Source organism: Glaciimonas sp. PAMC28666 (genome assembly GCF_016917355.1).
Taxonomy (GTDB): Bacteria; Pseudomonadota; Gammaproteobacteria; order Burkholderiales; family Burkholderiaceae_D; genus Glaciimonas.
Genome location: NZ_CP070304.1, coordinates 2,620,359 through 2,641,232, shown reverse-complemented (window position 1 = coordinate 2,641,232; position 20,874 = coordinate 2,620,359). Strand labels below are relative to the sequence as shown.

Here is a 20,874-nt window from a genome sequence, read left to right as displayed (position 1 = left end):
ATGGGCCGTACACCTACCAGAAACAAGAATCTTCCGGCTGGCATGCGCGCACGCCACCGCAAGACAAAAATTTATTACTATCTCGATACCGGCGCACGACCTCGCAAGGAAATAGGCCTCGGTTCAGATTACGTGCTGGCTGTAAAAAAATGGGCCGAATTAACAGTTAGTAACGACCATCGTTCTGATTTGATCACGTTTCGTTATGTGGCCGAACGGTATCAAAGAGAGGTTCTGCCACAAAAAGCGCCACGCACTCAAAAAAACAATCTGTTGGAACTGGCATGGTTATATAAATTTTATGATGACCCACCTGCCCCTCTCGATAGCATAGAACCGCTCAATATTCGACAATACCTGGACTGGCGGCACACTTCCAAAGTGGGCGCGAATCGTGAAAAGGCCTTATTTAGTCATATCTGGAATTTTGCAAGACAGACGGGCTTAACCAACAAACCGAATCCGTGTGCAGGAATCAAAGGCTTTCGAGAAGCCGGGCGGGACGTCTATATTAGTGATGCGGTATATCGTGCGGTCTGGGATGCCGCTGAAGAACCATTGCGGGACGCACTCGACCTAGCCTACTTAACTGGACAGCGCCCTGCTGATGTGCTCAAGCTTTCACGAAATGATATTAAAGATGGCGCGCTGCATATTGAGCAAAACAAAACTGGCAAAAAATTACGTATCGCAATTGAAGGCGATCTGGAAACTGTTATTGAACGGGCATACGGTCGGAAGGCGACAAGTATGATCATCATCAATAACAAACTCGGTTATCCAATGAACGCCTCTACTTTGCGCAGTTTATTCACCCGTGCAAGAGAGATCGCCACCGACACACATCCGGAACTAGCCAAAGCGATAAAGGAATTCCAGTTCCGAGACCTACGGGCAAAAGCGGGGACTGATAAAGAGGAGATTAGCGGTATGTCTGCAGCCCAAGATCAGCTGGGACATGCTACAGCGACCATGACAGCACGCTACGTCCGACATCGCAGAGGAAAGCTGGTTAAGCCAACAAAATGAGGTTTTGCGGAACAAACGCCGTTTTGCGGAACAAAAGAAAAAGGCCCACATAGCTGTGGGCCTTTTAAATATTGGTGCTGGCTGCAGGACTTGAACCCGCCACCCCCTGATTACAAGTCAGGTGCTCTACCAGATGAGCTAAGCCAGCTAAAGTGCGAGAACAGAATTATACATTACTTAATTCGCGTTAGGGTGGGTCTTCCACCTTTTTTTGGCGGTTCTGGATCTTTTTCTGGATCTTCGCCGTTTGCTTTATCGCCCGAGCTTGTGCCGGGCGACGGAACCGATGCTAATGCGGGGAATCCCGCAGTCGCTGGGGACTTCGTCGGCGCGTTTTGCTCGTCCGGTTTGGACGGCTTTTGTTCGGCTGTCTTGGTGACTTCGAACGCCATGCCCTGCCCGTTTTCACGAGCATAAATGGCGATGACGTTTTCGACCGGTACCGAGATCTCACGTGAGACACCGCCGAAGCGGGCGTTAAAATTAACGAATTCATTGTCCATTTTGAGACTACTGGTCGCCTCAAAACTGATGTTGAGGACGATCTCACCGTTTTTTACGAACTGCTGCGGTACGCGCGTGTTGGCGTCGACCTTGGCCGCCAGATAAGGGGTGAAGCCGTTGTCGGTGCACCATTCGTAAATGGCGCGTAGCAAGTAGGGTTTAGTAGAAGTTTCGGACATCATCAATACGAAGGAAGTGCAATTGTGAACTGAGGATTTGGTATGTGCGCTAAATCAAGTGCGTAACGTGCAATATTGAATACGGCACCTACGGGAATATCTGAAGATGGGCCAAATACAAATCGTGCAGCTGCTGGGCCAGCAACTGCACAATATAACCTATTTTTAAGCGTAACCAAAAAACCGGGTGGATCTTGCAATACCTTTTTGTCGCACCTGCGTGCTGCTTGCGTTGGCAGGCCTGATCCACACGGCTTTTTTTGGTCGCACTTATCGGCTATTTAAAACCGTCGATTAACGACGCATTACTTTTTCCGACGGGGTCAACGCTTCGATGTAGGCTGGACGCGAGAATATGCGTTCAGCGTATTTCATCAACGGCGCTGCTGTCTTCGACAACTCGATACCGTAGTGATCCAGACGCCACAGCAATGGCGCGATAGCGACATCCAGCATCGAGAATTCATCACCGAGCATGTATTTGTTCTTCAAAAACAAAGGTGCCAGTGTCGTCAGGCGATCGCGAATTTCTGCGCGTGCGACTTGATGACTTTTTTCTGCGCCTTTGGTTTTTTCGTTTTCCAGAACGTGAACGTGAACAAACAATTCTTTTTCAAAATTGAATAGCATCAGACGTGCACGTGCGCGCATCAACGGATCAGCTGGCATCAGTTGTGGATGTGGAAAACGCTCATCGATGTATTCGTTGATGATGTTGGACTCATACAAGATCAGATCGCGCTCAACCAGAATCGGCACCTGGCCGTATGGATTCATGGTCGAGATATCTTCGGGCTTGTTGAATAAATCAACATCGCGGATTTCAAAGTCCATGCCTTTCTCGAACAATACGAGACGGCAACGTTGCGAAAATGGGCAGGTTGTACCTGAATAGAGAACCATCATTTTATAGTTCCTTAAAAACAAAGGGGTGAGGCGCGATACGACTCACCCGAAAACGCACACTCGCAAAATCGCGAGCATGAAATGTTATTTCACTTCTTTCCAGTACGACGCATTCAGACGCCATGCCAGAACGAAAAACAATCCGAGGAATAGTAGAACCCACACACCCAGACGCTTACGGGTATTTTGTGTTGGCTCGCCCATCCATTCAAGATATGACACCAGGTTGGCAACTGCAACGTCATACTCCAGACGCGTCATTGTTCCCGGTGTTGCTTGCTCGAACTTGATGAACTTATGTTCAACTTTGCCCTCTTCTTCAGGGTCTTTGACGTCTTCATACTTGGCAGTACGAACACCTTCCAACTCCCACAACACATGTGGCATTCCGACGTTCGGGAAAACCATGTTGTTCCAGCCAGTTGGACGTGTGTCATCCTTGTAGAAGGTACGCAGATAGGTATAGAGCCAATCTGGACCCGAACCTGCTTCAGACGCTTTGGCACGCGCAATGACCGATAAATCCGGTGGTGCGGCGCCAAACCATTCTTTGGCATCCTTAGGCGACATCGCGACGTGCATCAGATCACCGACTTTATCGCTCGTAAACAATAAGTTGGTTTTGATCTGATCTTCAGTTAAACCGATATCGCGCAGGCGGTTATAACGCATCGACGATGCCGAGTGGCAGTTCAAGCAATAGTTAACAAACAGCTTGGCACCACTTTGCAGGGCCGACATGTCTTTGGTGCGATCCGGCGCCTTATCAAGTGGATAACCGCCTTCGGCAGCAAAAGCTAACGCCGGCAGTAGCACAAGAGTCGCAATCAAACTTTTTAGCAATTTCATGTAATGTCCTATTAGCGGCTTAATGCGGATGATAAGTAACGCGATCAGGCACTTTTTTGAATGTGCCCATTGCGCTCCACCATGGCATCAACAAGAAGAAGCCAAAGTAAATGAAAGTGCACACTTTCGACACAACCGCGCCGATAGCCGATGGCGGTTGCACGCCAAGGTAGCCAAGAATGACAAACGTAATGCCGAACAGTATGTAGACATATTTATGCCAGTCCGGACGATAACGGATCGATTTGACCTTTGAGTGATCCAGCCATGGCAAACCGGCCAGAATGACAACTGAGACACCCATCGCCACCACACCAAAGAATTTTGCATCCAGGACAAACATTGCCGCGATGATCGCTAAACCGATCACGGAAGCGGCAAGCTTTACCATTGAGGTCAGACTTGACCTTAACCATAGCAAAGCAATAAATGCGGCGACGCCAGCTTGCAGGTAAATAATAAAGTCGGATGTCACAGCGCGGAGAATCGAATAATACGGTGTGAAGTACCAAACCGGTGCGATATGCGGCGGCGTTTTGAGCGAATCAGCGGGCACAAAGTTATTGTACTCAAGGAAATACCCGCCCATTTCCGGACCGAAGAAGACGACTGTACTAAATACAATCAGGAACACAGCAACTGCCATGACATCATGCACCGAGTAGTACGGATGGAACGGGATACCATCCAGCGGAATGCCGTTAGCGTCTACTGTGTCTTTGATTTCAACGCCGTCCGGATTGTTTGAACCAACTTCGTGTAATGCAATAATATGCGCAACGACGAGGCCAATCAATACCAGCGGAATAGCAATGACGTGAAACGCGAAGAAGCGGTTCAGGGTTGCGTCAGAGACAACATAGTCACCGCGAATCCATAGCGACAAGTCAGGACCAATAAATGGGATAGCGCCAAACAGGTTGACGATCACTTGTGCGCCCCAATAGGACATCTGGCCCCATGGCAACAGATAGCCCATGAACGCTTCGCCCATCAGGCACAAGAAAATGCCGACACCGAATAGCCAGACCAGCTCACGCGGTTTGCGGTACGAACCGTATAACAGGCCGCGCACCATATGCAGATAAACCACGATGAAGAATGCCGATGCACCGGTCGAGTGCATGTAACGCACTAACCAGCCCCAAGGCACGTCGCGCATGATGTATTCCACCGATGCGAAGGCGAGCGTTGCATCTGGCTTGTAATGCATGACCAGGAAAATACCGGTGACGATCTGAATCACTAACACTAGCAGTGCAAGCGAACCAAATGCGTACCAGAAGTTGAAATTCTTAGGTGCGTAATATTCGGAAAGGTGTGCCTTCCAGGTGGGGGTCAGCGGAAAACGAGCGTCAACCCAGTTTAGCGCTTTGTCGGCAATCGGCGCGTTGGCCGGTAGCTTCTTTTCGTGAAATGCCATGATTAAGCCTCACCTTTCTCGTCTTTACCAATCAGTATCTTGGTATCCGACAAATACATATGACGCGGAACATCGAGATTGTTTGGTGCAGGCTTGTTCTTGAATACACGACCGGCCAAATCAAAGGTCGAGCCATGACATGGGCAAAGGAAACCGCCTTCCCAGTCATCTGGCAGCGAAGGTTGTGCGCCGGGCGTAAACTTGGAAGAAGGTGAGCAACCGAGATGCGGGCAAATTCCGACCAGTACCAAGGTTGATTCATGACCCACGTGACCGCGATTATTTGCTTTATTCTTGCAATAGTCAGGAAGGTCCATTGTGTATGGTTTGAGCGATTCCGGATCAGCGACTTCGGAGGCAGTATGCTCCAGCCCCTTCATTTGCTCCGGGGTACGCTTCATGATCCATACTGGCTTACCGCGCCACTCAAAAACTTTCATTTCTCCGGGGTTAATGCCGGATATATCTACTTCTACTGGTGCTCCCGCGGCTTTAGCGCGCTCAGACGGCTGAAAGGTAGACACAAAGGCCCCCGCTGTGGCCAAACCTGCCACACCACCCACCGCACATGTAGCGACGAGCAAACCACGTCGACTTGAATCGACCTGCTTTTCGATACTCATACCAACCCCAATCAGTCAAAATACGAAACCTGCGTGAAACTTCTAGCAACCCTAGATTATAACGAAGCTGACCGCTGTTTTAAAGGAAATAGATACTTTGACACTTAAATTCACGGAACTTTTTTTAATATCCGCATATAAACATCGAAATTGCGGTTTCTTTTCCGTTTTGAAACATGCTTTTGAGATGTCGCTGCACCAAGTTGGACGAAAAAGGCATAGTCGGATAACACATCAATATCTGATCGCGATATAAAATGGCTTTTTATTACAAGATCACGTGGAGATTGCCATTATGAGTATGCTGGAAGAATTCAAGGCGTTTGCAGTCAAAGGTAACGTCATTGATCTCGCCGTCGGTGTGATCATTGGCGCCGCGTTCGGTAAAATTGTCGATTCTCTCGTGCAGGACATCATCATGCCGATCGTCGGCAGAATTTTCGGAGGCCTGGATTTCTCCAATTACTATGTTGCCCTCAATGGACAGGCAACTTCGATGACATTGGCCGAGGCAAAAAAGGCGGGGGCAGTGTTGGCATACGGCAACTTTATCACCATCTTATTGAATTTCCTTATCCTGGCTTTTATTATTTTTCAAATGGTGCGCCTGGTAAACAAGGTTAGGACAGCCGCACCGCCAGCTGCGGATCCGGAAAGTACGGTGTTGCTTCGAGAGATTCGCGACTCTCTCAAAAAATAAACGAAGCGAACATCAAACGGGTACCGCCGGTTGAATGGTTCACTTATTGCTCACTAATTATTTTGTTGATTAATCAATGACCCTTTAGTTGATTCGCAACCGTCGTTAAAAACCTGAAGGTTTGCCGACCGCCTCGTGGAAGCCCGTTCATCAGACGGGCTTTTTGTTGATGGCAACTAAACAAGCAAGATGCAAAAAAAAACAGTATAAAGTTGCCCTGTGAACAAGCTTGCGCTAATCTAGTCCTCTGACAGCTTCAACAACAGGCACCACGCAGACATTAATAATCCCTGATTGCTCATCGAAGGGCTACCCCGGTACGTAGGCTTGCCTCCGGATATTAAGCAAATGCTGAATGACCCAATATCTTGCGAAGGAAATCGAATTGTCTTCCACTGATCTACAACCGGCACAATTGAAAATCTGGCTTGCCGCCGTTGCCCAAAAGGACGCCAGCGCCTTCCGTTCTCTCTACGATGCAACATCATCGAAACTGTTTGGCTTCGCGCTGCGTATATTAGTTAAGCGGGAGGCGGCAGAAGAGGTTTTACAAGAGAGTTTCATCAACATCTGGAACAACGCCGGCAGTTATCAGCCGGGTCTTGCTGCGCCAATGACGTGGATGACGACGATCGTACGTAATAAAGCCTTCGATATTTTGCGACGCACTGACCATGACGTTGAAATAGATGCGGATACTTTTGACAAGGAGGTCATTACCGCCATGGAAAGTGCAGATCCGACGCCGTTGGAAGCATTGCAACTGAGCGCTGACTCGAAAGCGCTCGCAGGCTGTTTATCGCAGCTTGAGGGGCTGCACCGACAAGCAATAGCGTTATCTTTTTTTCATGACCTCTCACACAGTGAGGTCGCAGATCAAATGAAGCTCCCCATCGGGACCATTAAAACTTGGATCCGGCGAGGATTAGAGCGATTACGGACCTGCCTAGGCAAGCTGGAGCAAAATTAATGAATATTCTTCAAAACCAAGCATTATTAGAAAAGTTAGCAGCAGAGTATGTGCTTGGCACACTGCGCGGCGGAGCTCGCCGACGCTTTGAAAGTTACTTGCCCGACAGTGCCACATTGCGACTGACGGTTGCGGAGTGGCGAGATCGTTTGTATCCGATAATTGAACTGGCACCCGTGGCAAAGCCATCAGCCCGCGTCTGGCTTGCTATTGAAAAACGCCTCGGACTACAAATACTGAGTGCACGCAAACGTAAAGCATCGTTCTGGCTTTCGTTGCGAGAAGATCTGAGTTTCTGGCGTGGCCTCGGTTTAGTCTCTACGACGGCGGCCTTGATTTTGGTATCTTTGCTGATGACTAAACAATTGGCGCCGATTCCGGTTGCACCGGTCACGTCTTATGTCGCCATGTTGAGTGATGATAAGGCAACACCAATCGCGGTGGTGACTGCAGGGCAGAACGGCCAGATGGTGGTGAAAGTCATTGCGCCGCAATCGGTGGCGGCTGATAAGAGTCTGGAACTGTGGGCGGTGCCAAAAGAAGGTCCACCGCGTTCGTTGGGTCTGGTTGCGGCAAATGGCAGTGTGACCTTGCCTCTACCGGCGAATGCCACACCGCAGTCGATACCGCTATTGGCTGTAACGTTAGAACCTAAGGGCGGCTCACCGAATCCAAACGGACCGACCGGACCGGTTGTATTCAAAGGCGCATGGGTACAAATCTAAGCTAACCTGCGTAAACCGCGTAACGGCGCATTGGAAGATGCGCCGTTACTTATTAGCAGGCTCCTCACGGCTTACCAGCAGGTCGGTGAATTCAGGAGCTATTACCCAGGGTCATAATGCGCATCGCAAAACGATAAACAAAAAAGGCCGATCCGTACCACAGCCGCCGATACCACGATGGTTTGCCAAATTCCGTCGATTGCACTTCCACACCATCCGCAATACCTGCTTCAATTTTTTGCCGCAGCATATTTGTAAAGCGCGCATCGCGAATCACGACGTTCGCCTCCTGGTTCACCAACAGACTCAAACCATCATAATTGCTTGATCCCACGGTAGACCATTCGTCGTCCACGACTGCGACTTTGGCGTGGAGCGCGGTCTTGCGATATTCGACTATTCTGATGCCGGCTTTGAGCAGTTTAGGATAATACGAATGCGTCACCGCATCTTGCAGGCGGTAGTGCCCTACTCCGAGTAGCAAAGTCACCTTAACACCACGTTGCGCGGCAGACACCAGCGCCTGCCGTAATTTGCGGCCTGGTGCAAAGTAAGGGTTCGCCAACAAAGCGCTGTCGCGTGCATGTCCCAGTGCTTGCATGTAAGCGCGCTGGATGGTTCTCCGATTGCGTAAATTGTCGCGAATAACCAGTCCCGCCGAGGCTGCACCCTGTGAAGCGAGGCTGATTTTTACGCGCGCGCGCTTGAACTCATCCCAGCGTGCCCGTAATTTAAGACCGCCCATCCGCATCCATTGCGCTTCCAGTTCGGCGTGCACGGTGGGTACCAGTGGCCCGATAATGCGGACTGAAAAATCCCAGCGCGGCGCGGGCAATGGCAAGTGCCTGGCGTCATCGGTAAACATGTCGTCATTGATATTGATGCCGCCGACGAAAGCGATTTGACGATCCACCACACACAACTTACGATGCGTGCGCACCATGCCGCGTCGAAACCAGGGATTAAAAATCCGATGCTTGATCGGGGTGTGAAGAAACTCTTCCGTTAATAAGGTGTTGTGCGCCCGACCAGTTCCTAGCCAGTCGGTCACCACCCTGACCGAGACACCTCTTTTTGCAGCGTCCATCAGAGCAGTCTTGACCTTTTGCGCCGATCCGTCTGCAGCAAAAATATAGGTTTCCAAATAGACTTCGTGGCGCGCACTTTCAATGGCGGCGATTAACGCTGGGAAAAATTCCGCGCCACTTTGCAAGAGGTCGATATGATTGTCAGCGGTAAAATTTACCGTGCGCATAGGCCAAACAGGATGCAGATTGTCATAGTGAAAGCTGTTTAAGAAATACGCACTGGTCGCCATGCATCCAGCACTTGATTAGCTACGACATCGCCAGGCAGAGGCTTTGATGATCTGTGCATTAATAATGTGGTTATTCCGCGCTATCGGCCGTCAGTCTGTATTAAAAATCGATTAAAAGCCTCTATTAAAAGGATCTATTGAGGCCTCTATTTCAACTGTAACGTCGCCACAATCGGCGCGTGATCCGATAACCTGGCCCACGCCGGACCGTGCAATACCTGTGCCGACTCTACCGTAAAGCCCCGCAGATAGATGCGGTCAAGGCGTAACCATGGCAGCGCCGCCGGGAATGTTCGGGCGGGCTTGATTTTGGCCGTCGAATCGGTTTTGACGCTTGGCTCGCGTCCCATCAGCTTGCGCAAATAAAAGCCGAGACCATGTGCAGCAATCCGTTCGTCAAAAATTTCAGAGACGCCAAGCCGTTCGCGTAATAATTCACTTAATCGATTGCCCCAGTCATTGAAGTCACCGGCAATGATTAACGGCGCGTCCGGGGGCGAGGAGCTACGTACCGCTTCAATTAACGCCGCCGTCTGTCTGCGCCGACCGCCACCGAACAAACCCAAATGTACCACGTAGCAATGGACGTCTGCCTGCGGTGTTTTTAAAACGCAATGCAGGATTCCACGGGCTTCGTAGGCATGATCCGACACATCCTGATTGGTCTGCGAAGCAATCTCAAAACGACTTAAAAGGGCATTACCGTGATGACCATGGTCGTATACCGCATTCATCCCGTACGCAGCATGATGTGAATCACCGGCCAAAAAATCTTGCTGGGACTGTTCCGGCCAATGGGCCGAGTGACGCGCAGCCATCAAATCGTGGCGTCCCTGCACTTCTTGCAGAAAAAATACATCCGCTTCCATCAATGCCAGTGCTTGCTTTAAGGCATGCACCCTGGGACGGCTTCCGATAGAAGAGACGCCTTTATGGATGTTATAGGTCGCAATACGTATTTTCATCGCTTTTGATCTAAATGAGAGTGTGCCGCTATGACTGGGTTAGGGTCAGGATGGTGCCGAATTATACTATTTTCATATCCCGCAGCCGATGAGGAAGTTGCAATATCGCCTCTGCATTCGAGGGAGAGAAACACAGGTCTGCCGCCTCCCTGTGCGGCATCCATCGGTATTCCACATGTTCGCGAGGGGCCAATACAATCGGAATCTCTGCAGGTACTTGCAAGCTAAATACGTACTCCGTGTTGGTCGTCACTCCCGGCGCATACCGATGTCGCCACATAGGATAGATGTCATAAACGTTGGAAAGTTGCCAGTCGCGCAGATTTGACAGGGGGATTTGACCATCGCAGACGATGATGCCGGTTTCTTCGGCGACCTCCCGGATGGCCGTTTGCACCAGCGGCTCGTCGACCATATCTTTAGAGCCGGTCACAGACTGCCAAAAATCGACGTTATCAGCACGCGAAATCATTAAAACCTGCAAATCAGCAGTATGAATGACAACCAGAACAGATTCAGGAATTTTATCCATGCACACGCTAAGAAAAGAGAAAAATCATATTGAGAAGCAGCGGAGGTATCAACGGGTAGCACCGCGCATTTATCTTTCGTTCATCGATCAATTCAACCGGGCGGATCAGAACTAAAACCAAATGCGGCGCACGGCGGTGGTTATCGCCTGTCGCGTCAAAAACGATCAAATCAACGCCAATGCCGGTCTTGATATTGAACAAAATTCAGCCATAGTGCAACTATAAACCGATTCTGTCCGCGCATAAAAAAAGCGCGGAAAACCGCGCTTTTGAAACTGTCTATTCTGCGGCCACATTTTTGGCATGAAACAAGGCGGACCGCTCGGAAAACCTATCAGGAAACGACTTTGACTTCTGGCGCGCGTAGACGAATGTGCAGCTCTTTCAACTGCTTTTCTTCGACGACCGAAGGTGCTTGCGTCAACAAACATTGCGCCCGCTGCGTTTTCGGGAAAGCAATCACGTCACGAATCGATTCGGCACCCGTCATCATGGTGACAATACGATCCAGACCGAAAGCCAGACCACCGTGCGGCGGCGCGCCGTATTGCAACGCGTCCAGCAAGAAACCGAACTTCAGCTGCGCTTCTTCGGCATCAATCTTTAATGCGCGGAAGACTTTACTTTGCACTTCAGCCCGGTGGATACGGATTGATCCGCCGCCAAGTTCCCAACCGTTTAATACCATGTCGTAGGCTTTGGCGATACACTTGCCCGGATCGGTTTCCAGATAATCTTCATGACCGTCTTTAGGTGCTGTAAACGGATGGTGACACGCGCTCCAGCGTTCGCCAGCTTCGTCGTATTCAAACATCGGGAAATCGACCACCCATAGCGGACGCCATGCATCGTCAAACAAACCACCTTTTTTGCCGAAATCGCTATGACCGATTTTCACGCGCAATGCACCGATGGCGTCGTTGACCACTTTCGCCTTGTCCGCACCGAAGAAAATCAGATCGCCATCTTGTGCACCGGTTTGTGCAAGAATTTGCGCCAATGCAGCGTCGTGCAAGTTTTTAACGATTGGCGATTGCAGACCTTCGCGGCCCTTGGCAATTTCGTTGACTTTGATGTATGCCAGACCGCGTGCGCCATAAATCGCGACGAATTGCGTATAAGCATCAATTTCGGAGCGTGGCATCGCAGCGCCACCAGGAACACGTAAGCCAACCACGCGACCGTTTTCCATATTCGCGGCACCCGAGAACACTTTGAAGTCGACATCTTTCATCACTGTGGTCAGGTCGGTGAATTCGAGCTTGACGCGCATATCAGGCTTGTCGGAGCCATACATCGCCATCGCTGTCGCAAAATCCATTACCGGGAACGGATTCGGCAAGTCAATATCGAGTGCGTTCTTGAATACCAGACGGATCATGCCTTCAAACATGTCGCGAATTTCTTGCTCGGACATAAAGGATGTTTCGCAATCGATCTGGGTAAATTCAGGCTGGCGATCAGCGCGTAAATCTTCATCACGGAAGCATTTTACGATTTGATAATAACGATCAAAGTTTGCCACCATCAACAACTGTTTGAACAGTTGCGGGGACTGCGGCAACGCAAAGAAATGCCCTGCATTGACGCGTGACGGCACCAGGTAATCGCGTGCGCCCTCTGGCGTCGACTTGGTCAGCATCGGTGTTTCGATATCGATAAAGCCGTTCGCATCGAGGAACTTCCGCACTTCCATCGTCACCTTGTAACGCAGGCGCAAATTGTTTTGCATCTGCGGACGACGCAGATCCAGTACGCGATGCGTCAGGCGTGTGGTTTCCGACAGGTTGTCATCATCCAACTGAAACGGCGGCGTCACAGAAGCATTCAAGACTTCCAACGTGTGGGCCAATACTTCGATCTTGCCTGATTTCAGGTTATTGTTGACGGTGCCGTCAGGACGATTGCGGACTACGCCGGTGATGCGCAGGCAGAATTCGTTACGGACGACTTCTGCATTTTTGAAGACGTCGACACGGTCTGGATCGCAGACAATCTGCACCAGACCTTCGCGGTCGCGCAAGTCAATAAAGATGACGCCGCCATGGTCGCGCCGACGGTGTACCCAGCCGCACAGGCTGACTGTCTGATCGAGAAGTGCCTCGGTGGTGAGGCCGCAATAATGGGTTCGCATGGACATATTCAATTCTTCCGAAGTTCAGGTGTTAAGTTCAATGTTAGGGCAATTATAAGGGATGCTTACTTTGCATCTTTTAAGTCTGCTGATGCTGACAACCGGCCTTGAGCGCACATGCGCCAGCCAATCGTCTATATGGAATCCGTAATGCGTTTTTTTTCCACATGATCTGGCGGCGATACGACGCCCATCGAGATGATGTACTTCAATGCTTCGTCCACGCTCATATTCAACTCTACGGTGTCGGCGCGGGGAACCATTAGGAAAAATCCCGAAGTCGGATTTGGTGTCGTCGGGATATACACGCTGACATAATCGCCTTGCAGGTGATTTTTTACATCACCGCCGGGAACGCCAGTTAAAAATGCGATGGTCCACGATCCCTGCCGAGGATATTCCACCAGCAAAGCCTTGCGGAAGGCGTTTCCAGACGATGAAAACAACGTATCCGACACTTGCTTGACACTGGAGTAAATCGAATTGACGACCGGGATGCGGGTTAAGACCGCCTCCCACAACGCCACCACCTGGCGGCCAATAAAGTTGTGCGTTGCCAATCCGGTAAAAAATATGATCAACAAGGTCAAAATCGTACCCAGACCCGGAATATTAAAACCGATCAGGGCTTTTGGACGCCACTCTGCAGGTAGGAACAATAATGATTGATCCATTGTGCCGATGATGAGATTGAGTACCCAAAGCGTAATTGCCAGAGGAACCAAAACCAGTAAGCCTGTGATGAAATATTTGCGCATGTTTTTCTTCAACGGGTCGCACTACAGTTGCCAGCACGACCCAAGACAGATTGTTTAAATGCTCGTCGCAGTGCTGTCAGGTCGCTGCGGAAGAAGGTGTTTTGCTGGCTGTGGAAGTGCCAGAGCTTGACGCAGTTCCAGCGCTGGTGCTGGTCGAAGTGCCTGAGGCTGAACTTGAGGCCGCATTCGCTGCCGAACTTGCGCCGCTGGTTGCTGCGCCGCTTGCCCCGGTCGCTGGGGTCGCCGCAGGAGTGCCCGGCTTCGCATCGCTAGCGCTGTCAGCACTTGAGGAGGACGAGGACGCATCGTCGCTGCCACCACCCGTTGATTTTCCAGTTGCCGCCCCGCCACGGAAATCGGTGACGTACCAACCCGTTCCTTTTAGCTGAAAACCGGCAGCAGTCACTTGTTTTTTGAAGGACTCTTGGTGGCACGTCGGGCAGACCGTCAACTGCGCATCCGACATTTTTTGCAATACATCTTTAGCAAAACCACAAGCTTCGCAGCGATAGGCATAAATTGGCATGGTAAAACTCCGCGAAAAGCGTGTAAAACCCTGAATTATAAAGGTTTTTACGGAATCCACACCGTTGCATTCCTGCGCCGGTCGCAGGGAATATGATAAACATCTGCCATTGAAAGCCGGGTACCCTGCCGGCGATGGCTAATTGACCGTTTTTTTGCCCGCTATTTGACCGCTATTTGACCGTTATTTGACCGTTAATTGACCGTTAATTAAGCGTAAGTTGATGGCTAATTGATCGTGAAGTACTCAGTAAGTGCTAACTAAATGCGCAATAGGTAATTGATCAGCGGGCGCGAATTTCGGTCCATAAGCGATTCAATGCCCGGCGTTGTTTTCCGTCAAGATCCCTCAACATTTCCAATTTCGCAACAGTCACTTTGGTCGGGAAGATGGCTGCATTCTTTGCGATCTCGGGATTAATGTACTGCGCCGCGTCGGCATTCGGATTACCTGTGCCGATTAAATTAGTCAGTTCCGCCGCATTTTTTCCGTCCAGCATGAAATTGATAAACTTTAGCGCCAGGTCTGGGCGCGGCGCATCTTTATGAATCACCATGCTATCCAGGGCTAACACAGCGCCTTCCTTAGGGAGCGCTGCCCGAATACGAAATTTCCGACCGGCCTTTTGCGCATCCACGTCGGCCTGAAAGATATCGCTGGAATACCCGTGCACCACCCAAACGTTGCCAACGGTGAGTTCTTTGATATAGCTACTGCCATTGAACGCGGCCCAATAAGGTTTCGCGCGCAAAATCACATTCTTAGCCTCTTCCCAATGTTTCTCATCGGTGTCATTGGCCGAATAACCGCGATATTTCAGGGCAGCTGCAATTAATTCGTTGGCAGAGTCCAACACCGTCACTTTGCCTTTAATCTTGGCAAGAACGGCCGGATCAAAAATAGTTGCCCAACTATCGACTGGAATCCCGAGTTCTTTTATTTTTTGATCGTTGTAACCCAGCAACGTGATCGTGTAGGCATACGGCACCGAGTAGAGATTTCCCTTATCGAAATCCTTATTCATATACGCCGGATTCATATTCTTCAAATTCGGCAGCTGTGACTTGTCCAGTGGCTTCAACGCCTTTTGCTTAATCAAGGCATCCAGCGCGTTGCCCGTGGGAACAATAATGTCGTACCCCTTTGCACCCGCAGCCAGTTTGGCAAGCATTTCCTCGTTGTCGCCATAGTAGGTCTGGACCACTTTGCATTTACATGATGCCTCGAAGCGCTGCACCGTCTCAGGCGCAATATAGTTATTCCAATTATATAAATGCAATTCGTCAGCCGCTTGCGCTGAGACCCCGGCAGTGGCACCGACAACGCTTGCAATCAGTAACGCGACATTGGAAAACATTTTTTTCATGACAATCCTTAAGGATGATGAGGATGGGTAGATGCTAACGCAAATAAAATGGTAACTCGGCAATCTGGCAATTTGGCAACTGCAACGGTCGCTAAGAGGATGAGCGCAACGCGCTCGGTGCCAATTTGGACGCGACAATAATAAGAAATAGTGTCAGCGCCATTAACAGGGTTGAGACCGCATTGACTTCGGGAGTGACTGCGATCTTGATCATTGAATAAATTTGCAATGGCAAAGTCGATGCATTCGCACCAGCGGTGAAAAAGGTAATGACAAAATCGTCGATCGATAACGTAAACGCCATCAGCGCTCCCGCAAGCACACCGGGCATGATCAACGGCAGCGTCACCAACCGGAAAGCTTGAAATGGCGTCGCGCCACAGTCCCGCGCCGCTTCGGTCAGGCTTTCGTCCATGCCGGATAAGCGCGAGCGCACCACGATAGCCACAAAACCGATGCAGAAAGCGATATGGGCCAGCGTGATGGATACCAACCCTAGGGTGATATTGAGCATCACAAAGAAGATCAGCAGCGACACGCCGATCAGGATTTCCGGAATGGCGATTGGCGTGAGCACCAACAACGGTAATAATTTCAATTTATAACGATGCATCGCAAAACCGGCCATGGTGCCAAGTACCGTCGCGACCGCACTCGCCACCACCGCGATCATGAGCGAATTTCCTGCGGCGTTTAGCATCTCCTGATCGCTAAACAGCTTGCGATACCATGCAAAAGTGAAGCCGACCCACTCAGCATTGAGTTGAGAATCATTGAACGAATACACCATCACGATGATTAACGGCACATATAAAAAAGCGAACACCAATACCGCGGCTGTCCATAACGCGTAGGTGCGTTTGTTCACACCGCTGAGCGCAGGCATCTTCATCATCGTAGTCAGCGTAGTCATATTGGCTTCATCCCTGTCGTCGTGGTTTTGACGCAAGCACAGCGACACCGGCCACCGCCAATGCAGCGGCCGTCAGCACAATCGACAATACGCTACCAAATGGCCAATCGCGGGTTTCCAGGAACTGCTGCTTGATCACGTTACCGATCATCATGCCGCCGGTGCCGCCGAGTATGTCTGACACCGCAAAAATACCCAATGCCGGAATGAAAACCAGCGCCGCGCCAGCGTACACTCCGGGCAATGATAACGGAAAAGTAATGCGCCAAAAGCGTTGCCAGGCCGACGCGCCCAAGTCTTGCGCGGCGTCCAGCAAGGCTGGATCATGTTTTTCCAAATTAGCATAAAGCGGCAACACCATAAACGGCAGGTGAACATACACCAGACCAACAATGACGGAAAATGCGGTGAATAGCAACGTCACCGGCTGTACGCCGATCAGTCCCAATACGTAATTAAGTGCGCGGGTCAAACCCGACTGCGGGCCAAGGATGATCATCCAGGCATACACGCGAATCAAGAAGTTACTCCAGAACGGCAGAATCACTAACAGGATGAGTAAATCACGATATTTTTTGGCACTCCGGGCGATGAGTATGGCCACCGGATAAGCCATGAGCAAACAGCAAAAGGTCGTGATCAGCGCGTACATTAGCGACTTCAAAAAAATCGCTGTGTAAATATAATCGGAAGCAAAACGCGTATAGCTTTCGAAGGTCAGATTAAGCTTGCCCGCCGCATCGAAGATGGGGTCCAGTCCACCGTAATCGCCAGCATAACGAAATGACGCGAAGATCATAATCAGGCTGGGAATCGCGAAAAACACCAGCAGGTAGACGAGCGGCGGCCCGCTAATCAGCCAACGTGCCAGTCGACCACTTGCAGGCGTTGAGCGCGGGGGCAACAATGAGGGCGGCGACGGCGCTTTATTCATACAGGAAATGTCCGGCCTCAAAACTCCACGCGACATCGACCGTGTCGCCTACCTCAAAAAATTTGGCACGCCCCGCGGCCGAATTCGCCAACAATGCTTCTAGCGCGGCGCCCCCTTCGGTTTGAACGATGTAGACCGTCACGTCACCGAGATATAGCAGCTCTTTCACGTAGCCCTTGAAATGATTTTCAGCGCTATGACCGCTGACTGCGGCACTGATCAGAATTTTTTCAGGACGTAACGCTAACGTTCCCTTGCGCCCAATCGCGGCGTCGGCCGGTAGCGCGGCCCTCACCTGCCCCAGCCCGGCCACCGTGAGAGACATCGTGGCGTCGTCAATGGCCTCAATGACGCCATCCAGAAGATTGCAGGTTCCAATAAAATCGGCAACAAACCGCGTTTTTGGAAAACTGTAAATACGGGAAGGCTCGTCCAGTTGCTCAACCTGACCGTGATTCAGCACGGCGATCCGATGCGACAAGGCCAATGCTTCAGTCTGGTCATGCGTGACATAGACGAACGTAATCCCCACTTCCTTTTGTAAATTGATGAGTTCAATCTGCATCTGCTCGCGCAACTTGGCATCCATCGCCGATAGCGGTTCGTCCAGCAACAGTAATTTAGGCCGGGATACCAGCGCACGCGCCACCGCGACCCGCTGACGCTGACCGCCGGACAATTCGTGCGGATAACGCGCACCAAAACCGACCAGGCGGACATCTTCCAGCGCTTCTGCTACTTTTTCTTTTACTTGTTCCGGCGGCAACTTTGCCATTTTGAGCGGGAAAGCGATATTGCCGCTCACCGTCATGTGCGGGAACAACGCATAATTCTGAAAAACGGTACATACCGGCCGTTTCTCAGGCGGAATGCCGATAAGGTCCACGCCATCGAGCAATATTTGCCCGGCGTTGGGTAAGTCAAACCCGGCGATCATGCGCAGTAAGGTGGTCTTGCCACAACCGGATGGGCCCAGTAACGTAAAAAACTCACCTGCCTCAATCGATAAACTGATGTTATTGACGGCGACAAAGTCGCCAAAGCAGCGACTAACGTTACGAATTTCGAGCAAAGCCATGAAGTTTGACCTGGAAAGCGAAAGCGCCGATTGTAGCAAAAAGAATACTCATCGTCGCAGACTTACCCTATAACCGAACGAAATAAGTGTTGCCTGCAGCGGCGCAGCTACGAGCGTCTGCGCCAGACCAGCCAGCGCTCTTTGCCAACAAATGCAGGAATGGAATCGGCGACGGGGTGATCTTCCATCAATTCAAAATACGGCTGCAACATCTGCTCCAACACGAGGCGGTCTATGCCGAACGGCGGCCCTTTTGGTGTATCGCTAAAAAAGAAAAAACCGGCTAACGTTGCGCCCGGTGCCAGCAACGCAGCCCAGCGCGCAACCACAGCAGGACGCATTGCTGGCGGCAACGCACAGAAGAAGGCCCGCTCATAGATCAAGCCAACCGGCGCCGCTGGCTCAAATTTAAAAAAGTCAGCTTCTATGACGCGAGAACCCAACGGACCTAGCACCGCCTGCGCTGCGCGTACCGCTGCCTCGGAAAAATCGATCGCTGTAACATCCCAGCCAGCGTGGGCGAAATAGGCAACTTCATATCCGACGCCGCACCCAGGAATCAACGTTACTGCCGGGGCCGAGCGTTTGATGTAATCCTGCAGCGCCAAAGGTGCCCCCCCTTTGTCCCAAGGCGTGAAGGCATGCTCAAAGCGCTCACTCCAAAAATCGGGTTTAGCTGAATCGCGGGTTGTAAATGTTGGAATCGCTGACGCTAAAGGAACGGAGTTCGGAGCGGAGTTTGGTATTGTCATGGTGATCTATTTTCTTAACCTCAAAAAATTGTGCGACAAATAAGAGGCGTGAACGCGACTGCCGTCATCAACCGAAATAAAGATAGCCCCAGCGCTGGAAGATCAGGGTCAGCAATACTCCCCCCATTAATCCACCACCGAAATACACCAGAATACCTAACAAATGATTGGTCCTCTTTTGCTCCGCCAGTGCCATCAGCAACAATTTTTCATCTTGACCTTTGGGTCCATCAACCGCTTGAGACAACGCCTGATGAATCAACCGTGGCAGCTGCGGTAACAATTTACTGTAGCGCGGCGCTTCCATTTTCAAATGTTGCACCAAACCCCGCCAACCGATCTGTTCGCTCATCCAGCGTTCCAGATACGGCTTCGCGGTTTTCCACAAATCCAGCTCGGGGTCTAATTGGCGTCCAAGGCCCTCAACGTTCAACAACGTCTTTTGCAATAGCACGAGTTGCGGTTGCACTTCGACATTGAAACGGCGTGAAGTCTGGAACAATCGCAGGAGAACCTGACCGAAAGAAATATCTTTCAGAGGGCGATCAAAGATCGGCTCGCAACAAGCCCGCACCGCCGATTCCAGTTCATCCACACGGGTTTCTTTTGGTGCCCAGCCAGACTCGATATGCGCTTCGGCCACGCGTTTGTAATCGCGCTGAAAAAAAGCCAGAAAATTTTGCGAGAGGTAGTCTTTGTCGAAATCGTTAAGCGTTCCGACAATCCCGAAATCGAGCGCGATGTAACGTCCGAAGGTGGCAGGCGCGACTGATACCAGGATATTTCCGGGATGCATATCCGCGTGGAAAAATCCATCCCGAAAAACTTGGGTGAAGAAAATTTCCACTCCATCGCTGGACAGTTTTTTCATGTCGACGCCAGCCGCGCGTAAACGCTCCAGCTGCGAAATCGGAATACCGTGCATGCGCTCCATCACGATGACTGACGATGAGCAATAGTCCCAAAACATTTCCGGCACCATGAGCAGATCGGAATCCGCAAAATTGCGGCGTAATTGACTACCATTAGCCGCTTCGCGCATCAGGTCGAGTTCATCATGCAGGTACTTATCGAACTCGCCAACCACTTCACGCGCTTTCAGGCGTTTGCCATCTGCCCATAGTTTTTCGACCAGCTCAGCGGCCAGATGCATCAACGCCACATCCTCGTCGATGGATTTTTTCATGCCAGGACGCAACACCTTTACCGCCACCTCTCGGCCATTTTTAAGCATGGCGAAGTGGACTTGCGCAATCGAAGCGGAAGCCACCGGCTCGCGATCAAAACTGGCGAAGAGCTGATCCGGATGTGCTTTCAGCGATTTTTGAATTTGCGCAATCGCCAGGTCAGAACTGAATGGTGGCACCCGATCCTGCAAGCCGGCCAGTTCGTCGACGATATCGCCCGGTAACAAGTCTCGACGGGTCGACAGTACCTGCCCGAACTTAACGAAAATCGGACCCAACTCTTCAAGCGATTTACGCAGGCGCTCACCGCGTGGAGCGGACAAGTCGCGCCAAAATAGCAATGTATTGATTAACTTGGAAATGCGCGGCTTGTCGAAGCCCGACATCACGATATCGTCTAAACCATAGCGTATGGCGACCCGCGCAATTTTTATAACCCGTAGAAATTTTAAAATCATTGGTACCCGGCCTTCAACTTGGTGTGTTGCATTTGATCTCTTTG

General features: G+C 50.8%; 21 protein-coding genes and 1 tRNA gene. 4 read left to right on the top strand and 18 right to left on the bottom strand.

Features of this window, described 5'->3' with window-relative positions:
* On the top strand, positions 1-1,029 hold the full coding sequence (locus tag JQN73_RS11270) for a tyrosine-type recombinase/integrase (protein ID WP_205318895.1): 1,029 nt from the start codon (positions 1-3) through the stop codon (positions 1,027-1,029).
* A 72-nt stretch (positions 1,030-1,101) separates the two neighbouring features.
* Here JQN73_RS11270 and JQN73_RS11265 read toward each other — a convergent pair.
* The 6 genes from JQN73_RS11265 to petA form a co-directional block, all read right to left on the bottom strand.
* Positions 1,102-1,177 (bottom strand) — tRNA-Thr (locus tag JQN73_RS11265).
* Between the two features lie 25 nt (positions 1,178-1,202).
* The gene (locus JQN73_RS11260) at positions 1,203-1,712 is read right to left on the bottom strand and encodes a ClpXP protease specificity-enhancing factor (protein ID WP_205323321.1); all 510 of its coding nucleotides are present in this window, start codon (positions 1,710-1,712) and stop codon (positions 1,203-1,205) included.
* A 294-nt stretch (positions 1,713-2,006) separates the two neighbouring features.
* Positions 2,007-2,618, bottom strand: coding sequence for a glutathione S-transferase N-terminal domain-containing protein (locus JQN73_RS11255; protein ID WP_108442713.1), 612 nt, complete (start codon positions 2,616-2,618; stop codon positions 2,007-2,009).
* A gap of 84 nt (positions 2,619-2,702) precedes the next feature.
* Positions 2,703-3,467, bottom strand: a complete 765-nt coding sequence (locus JQN73_RS11250) for a cytochrome c1 (protein ID WP_205318894.1) — start codon at positions 3,465-3,467, stop codon at positions 2,703-2,705.
* A gap of 19 nt (positions 3,468-3,486) precedes the next feature.
* Positions 3,487-4,893: a cytochrome bc complex cytochrome b subunit gene (locus JQN73_RS11245; protein ID WP_205323320.1), complete on the bottom strand. Its 1,407-nt coding sequence runs from the start codon at positions 4,891-4,893 to the stop codon at positions 3,487-3,489.
* Positions 4,893-5,513: a ubiquinol-cytochrome c reductase iron-sulfur subunit gene (gene petA, locus JQN73_RS11240; RefSeq protein ID WP_205318893.1), complete on the bottom strand. Its 621-nt coding sequence runs from the start codon at positions 5,511-5,513 to the stop codon at positions 4,893-4,895. The genes JQN73_RS11245 and petA overlap by 1 nt, the downstream gene beginning before the upstream one ends.
* Positions 5,514-5,808: 295 nt before the next feature.
* Between petA and mscL the strand changes: the two genes are divergently transcribed.
* The 3 genes from mscL (at position 5,809) to JQN73_RS11225 (ending at position 7,908) form a co-directional block, all read left to right on the top strand.
* Positions 5,809-6,213, top strand: coding sequence for a large conductance mechanosensitive channel protein MscL (gene mscL, locus JQN73_RS11235; protein WP_205318892.1), 405 nt, complete (start codon positions 5,809-5,811; stop codon positions 6,211-6,213).
* A 355-nt stretch (positions 6,214-6,568) separates the two neighbouring features.
* Positions 6,569-7,183 carry an RNA polymerase sigma factor gene (locus JQN73_RS11230; protein ID WP_205318891.1) on the top strand — a complete coding sequence of 205 codons (615 nt, stop codon included), beginning with the start codon at positions 6,569-6,571 and terminating at the stop codon, positions 7,181-7,183.
* A complete protein-coding gene (locus JQN73_RS11225; protein WP_205318890.1) occupies positions 7,183-7,908 on the top strand; it encodes an anti-sigma factor domain-containing protein in 726 nt (241 codons plus the stop codon). The genes JQN73_RS11230 and JQN73_RS11225 overlap by 1 nt, the downstream gene beginning before the upstream one ends.
* Positions 7,909-7,999: 91 nt before the next feature.
* Here JQN73_RS11225 and clsB read toward each other — a convergent pair whose 3' ends face one another.
* The 12 genes from clsB to ubiB all read right to left on the bottom strand — a co-directional run bounded on the left by clsB (position 8,000) and on the right by ubiB (position 20,830).
* Positions 8,000-9,163 (bottom strand): cardiolipin synthase ClsB, encoded by a 1,164-nt coding sequence (clsB, locus tag JQN73_RS11220; RefSeq protein WP_205318889.1) that lies wholly within the window; start codon positions 9,161-9,163, stop codon positions 8,000-8,002.
* Between the two features lie 209 nt (positions 9,164-9,372).
* Entirely contained in the window at positions 9,373-10,191 is an 819-nt protein-coding gene (locus JQN73_RS11215) for an endonuclease/exonuclease/phosphatase family protein (protein ID WP_205318888.1), read from the bottom strand.
* Positions 10,192-10,252: 61 nt separating this feature from the next.
* Complete coding sequence (gene nudB, locus JQN73_RS11210; RefSeq protein WP_205318887.1) at positions 10,253-10,723, bottom strand: dihydroneopterin triphosphate diphosphatase; 471 nt, start codon at positions 10,721-10,723, stop codon at positions 10,253-10,255.
* A gap of 335 nt (positions 10,724-11,058) precedes the next feature.
* On the bottom strand, positions 11,059-12,864 hold the full coding sequence (aspS, locus tag JQN73_RS11205; RefSeq protein WP_205318886.1) for an aspartate--tRNA ligase: 1,806 nt from the start codon (positions 12,862-12,864) through the stop codon (positions 11,059-11,061).
* 128 nt (positions 12,865-12,992) lie between these two features.
* Positions 12,993-13,616, bottom strand: a complete 624-nt coding sequence (locus JQN73_RS11200) for a DUF502 domain-containing protein (protein ID WP_205318885.1) — start codon at positions 13,614-13,616, stop codon at positions 12,993-12,995.
* Between the two features lie 76 nt (positions 13,617-13,692).
* Positions 13,693-14,142, bottom strand: coding sequence for an FmdB family zinc ribbon protein (locus tag JQN73_RS11195; RefSeq protein ID WP_205318884.1), 450 nt, complete (start codon positions 14,140-14,142; stop codon positions 13,693-13,695).
* A 283-nt stretch (positions 14,143-14,425) separates the two neighbouring features.
* Positions 14,426-15,508, bottom strand: coding sequence for a PotD/PotF family extracellular solute-binding protein (locus JQN73_RS11190; protein ID WP_205318883.1), 1,083 nt, complete (start codon positions 15,506-15,508; stop codon positions 14,426-14,428).
* A gap of 91 nt (positions 15,509-15,599) precedes the next feature.
* The gene (locus JQN73_RS11185) at positions 15,600-16,421 is read right to left on the bottom strand and encodes an ABC transporter permease (RefSeq protein ID WP_240162235.1); all 822 of its coding nucleotides are present in this window, start codon (positions 16,419-16,421) and stop codon (positions 15,600-15,602) included.
* A gap of 7 nt (positions 16,422-16,428) precedes the next feature.
* Positions 16,429-17,355 (bottom strand): ABC transporter permease, encoded by a 927-nt coding sequence (locus JQN73_RS11180; protein ID WP_205318882.1) that lies wholly within the window; start codon positions 17,353-17,355, stop codon positions 16,429-16,431.
* Positions 17,348-18,433, bottom strand: coding sequence for an ABC transporter ATP-binding protein (locus tag JQN73_RS11175; RefSeq protein ID WP_205318881.1), 1,086 nt, complete (start codon positions 18,431-18,433; stop codon positions 17,348-17,350). The genes JQN73_RS11180 and JQN73_RS11175 overlap by 8 nt, the downstream gene beginning before the upstream one ends.
* Positions 18,434-18,540: 107 nt before the next feature.
* Positions 18,541-19,185: a methyltransferase domain-containing protein gene (locus JQN73_RS11170; protein WP_205318880.1), complete on the bottom strand. Its 645-nt coding sequence runs from the start codon at positions 19,183-19,185 to the stop codon at positions 18,541-18,543.
* A gap of 67 nt (positions 19,186-19,252) precedes the next feature.
* Complete coding sequence (ubiB, locus tag JQN73_RS11165) at positions 19,253-20,830, bottom strand: ubiquinone biosynthesis regulatory protein kinase UbiB (protein ID WP_205318879.1); 1,578 nt, start codon at positions 20,828-20,830, stop codon at positions 19,253-19,255.
* Positions 20,831-20,874: the final 44 nt, after the last annotated feature.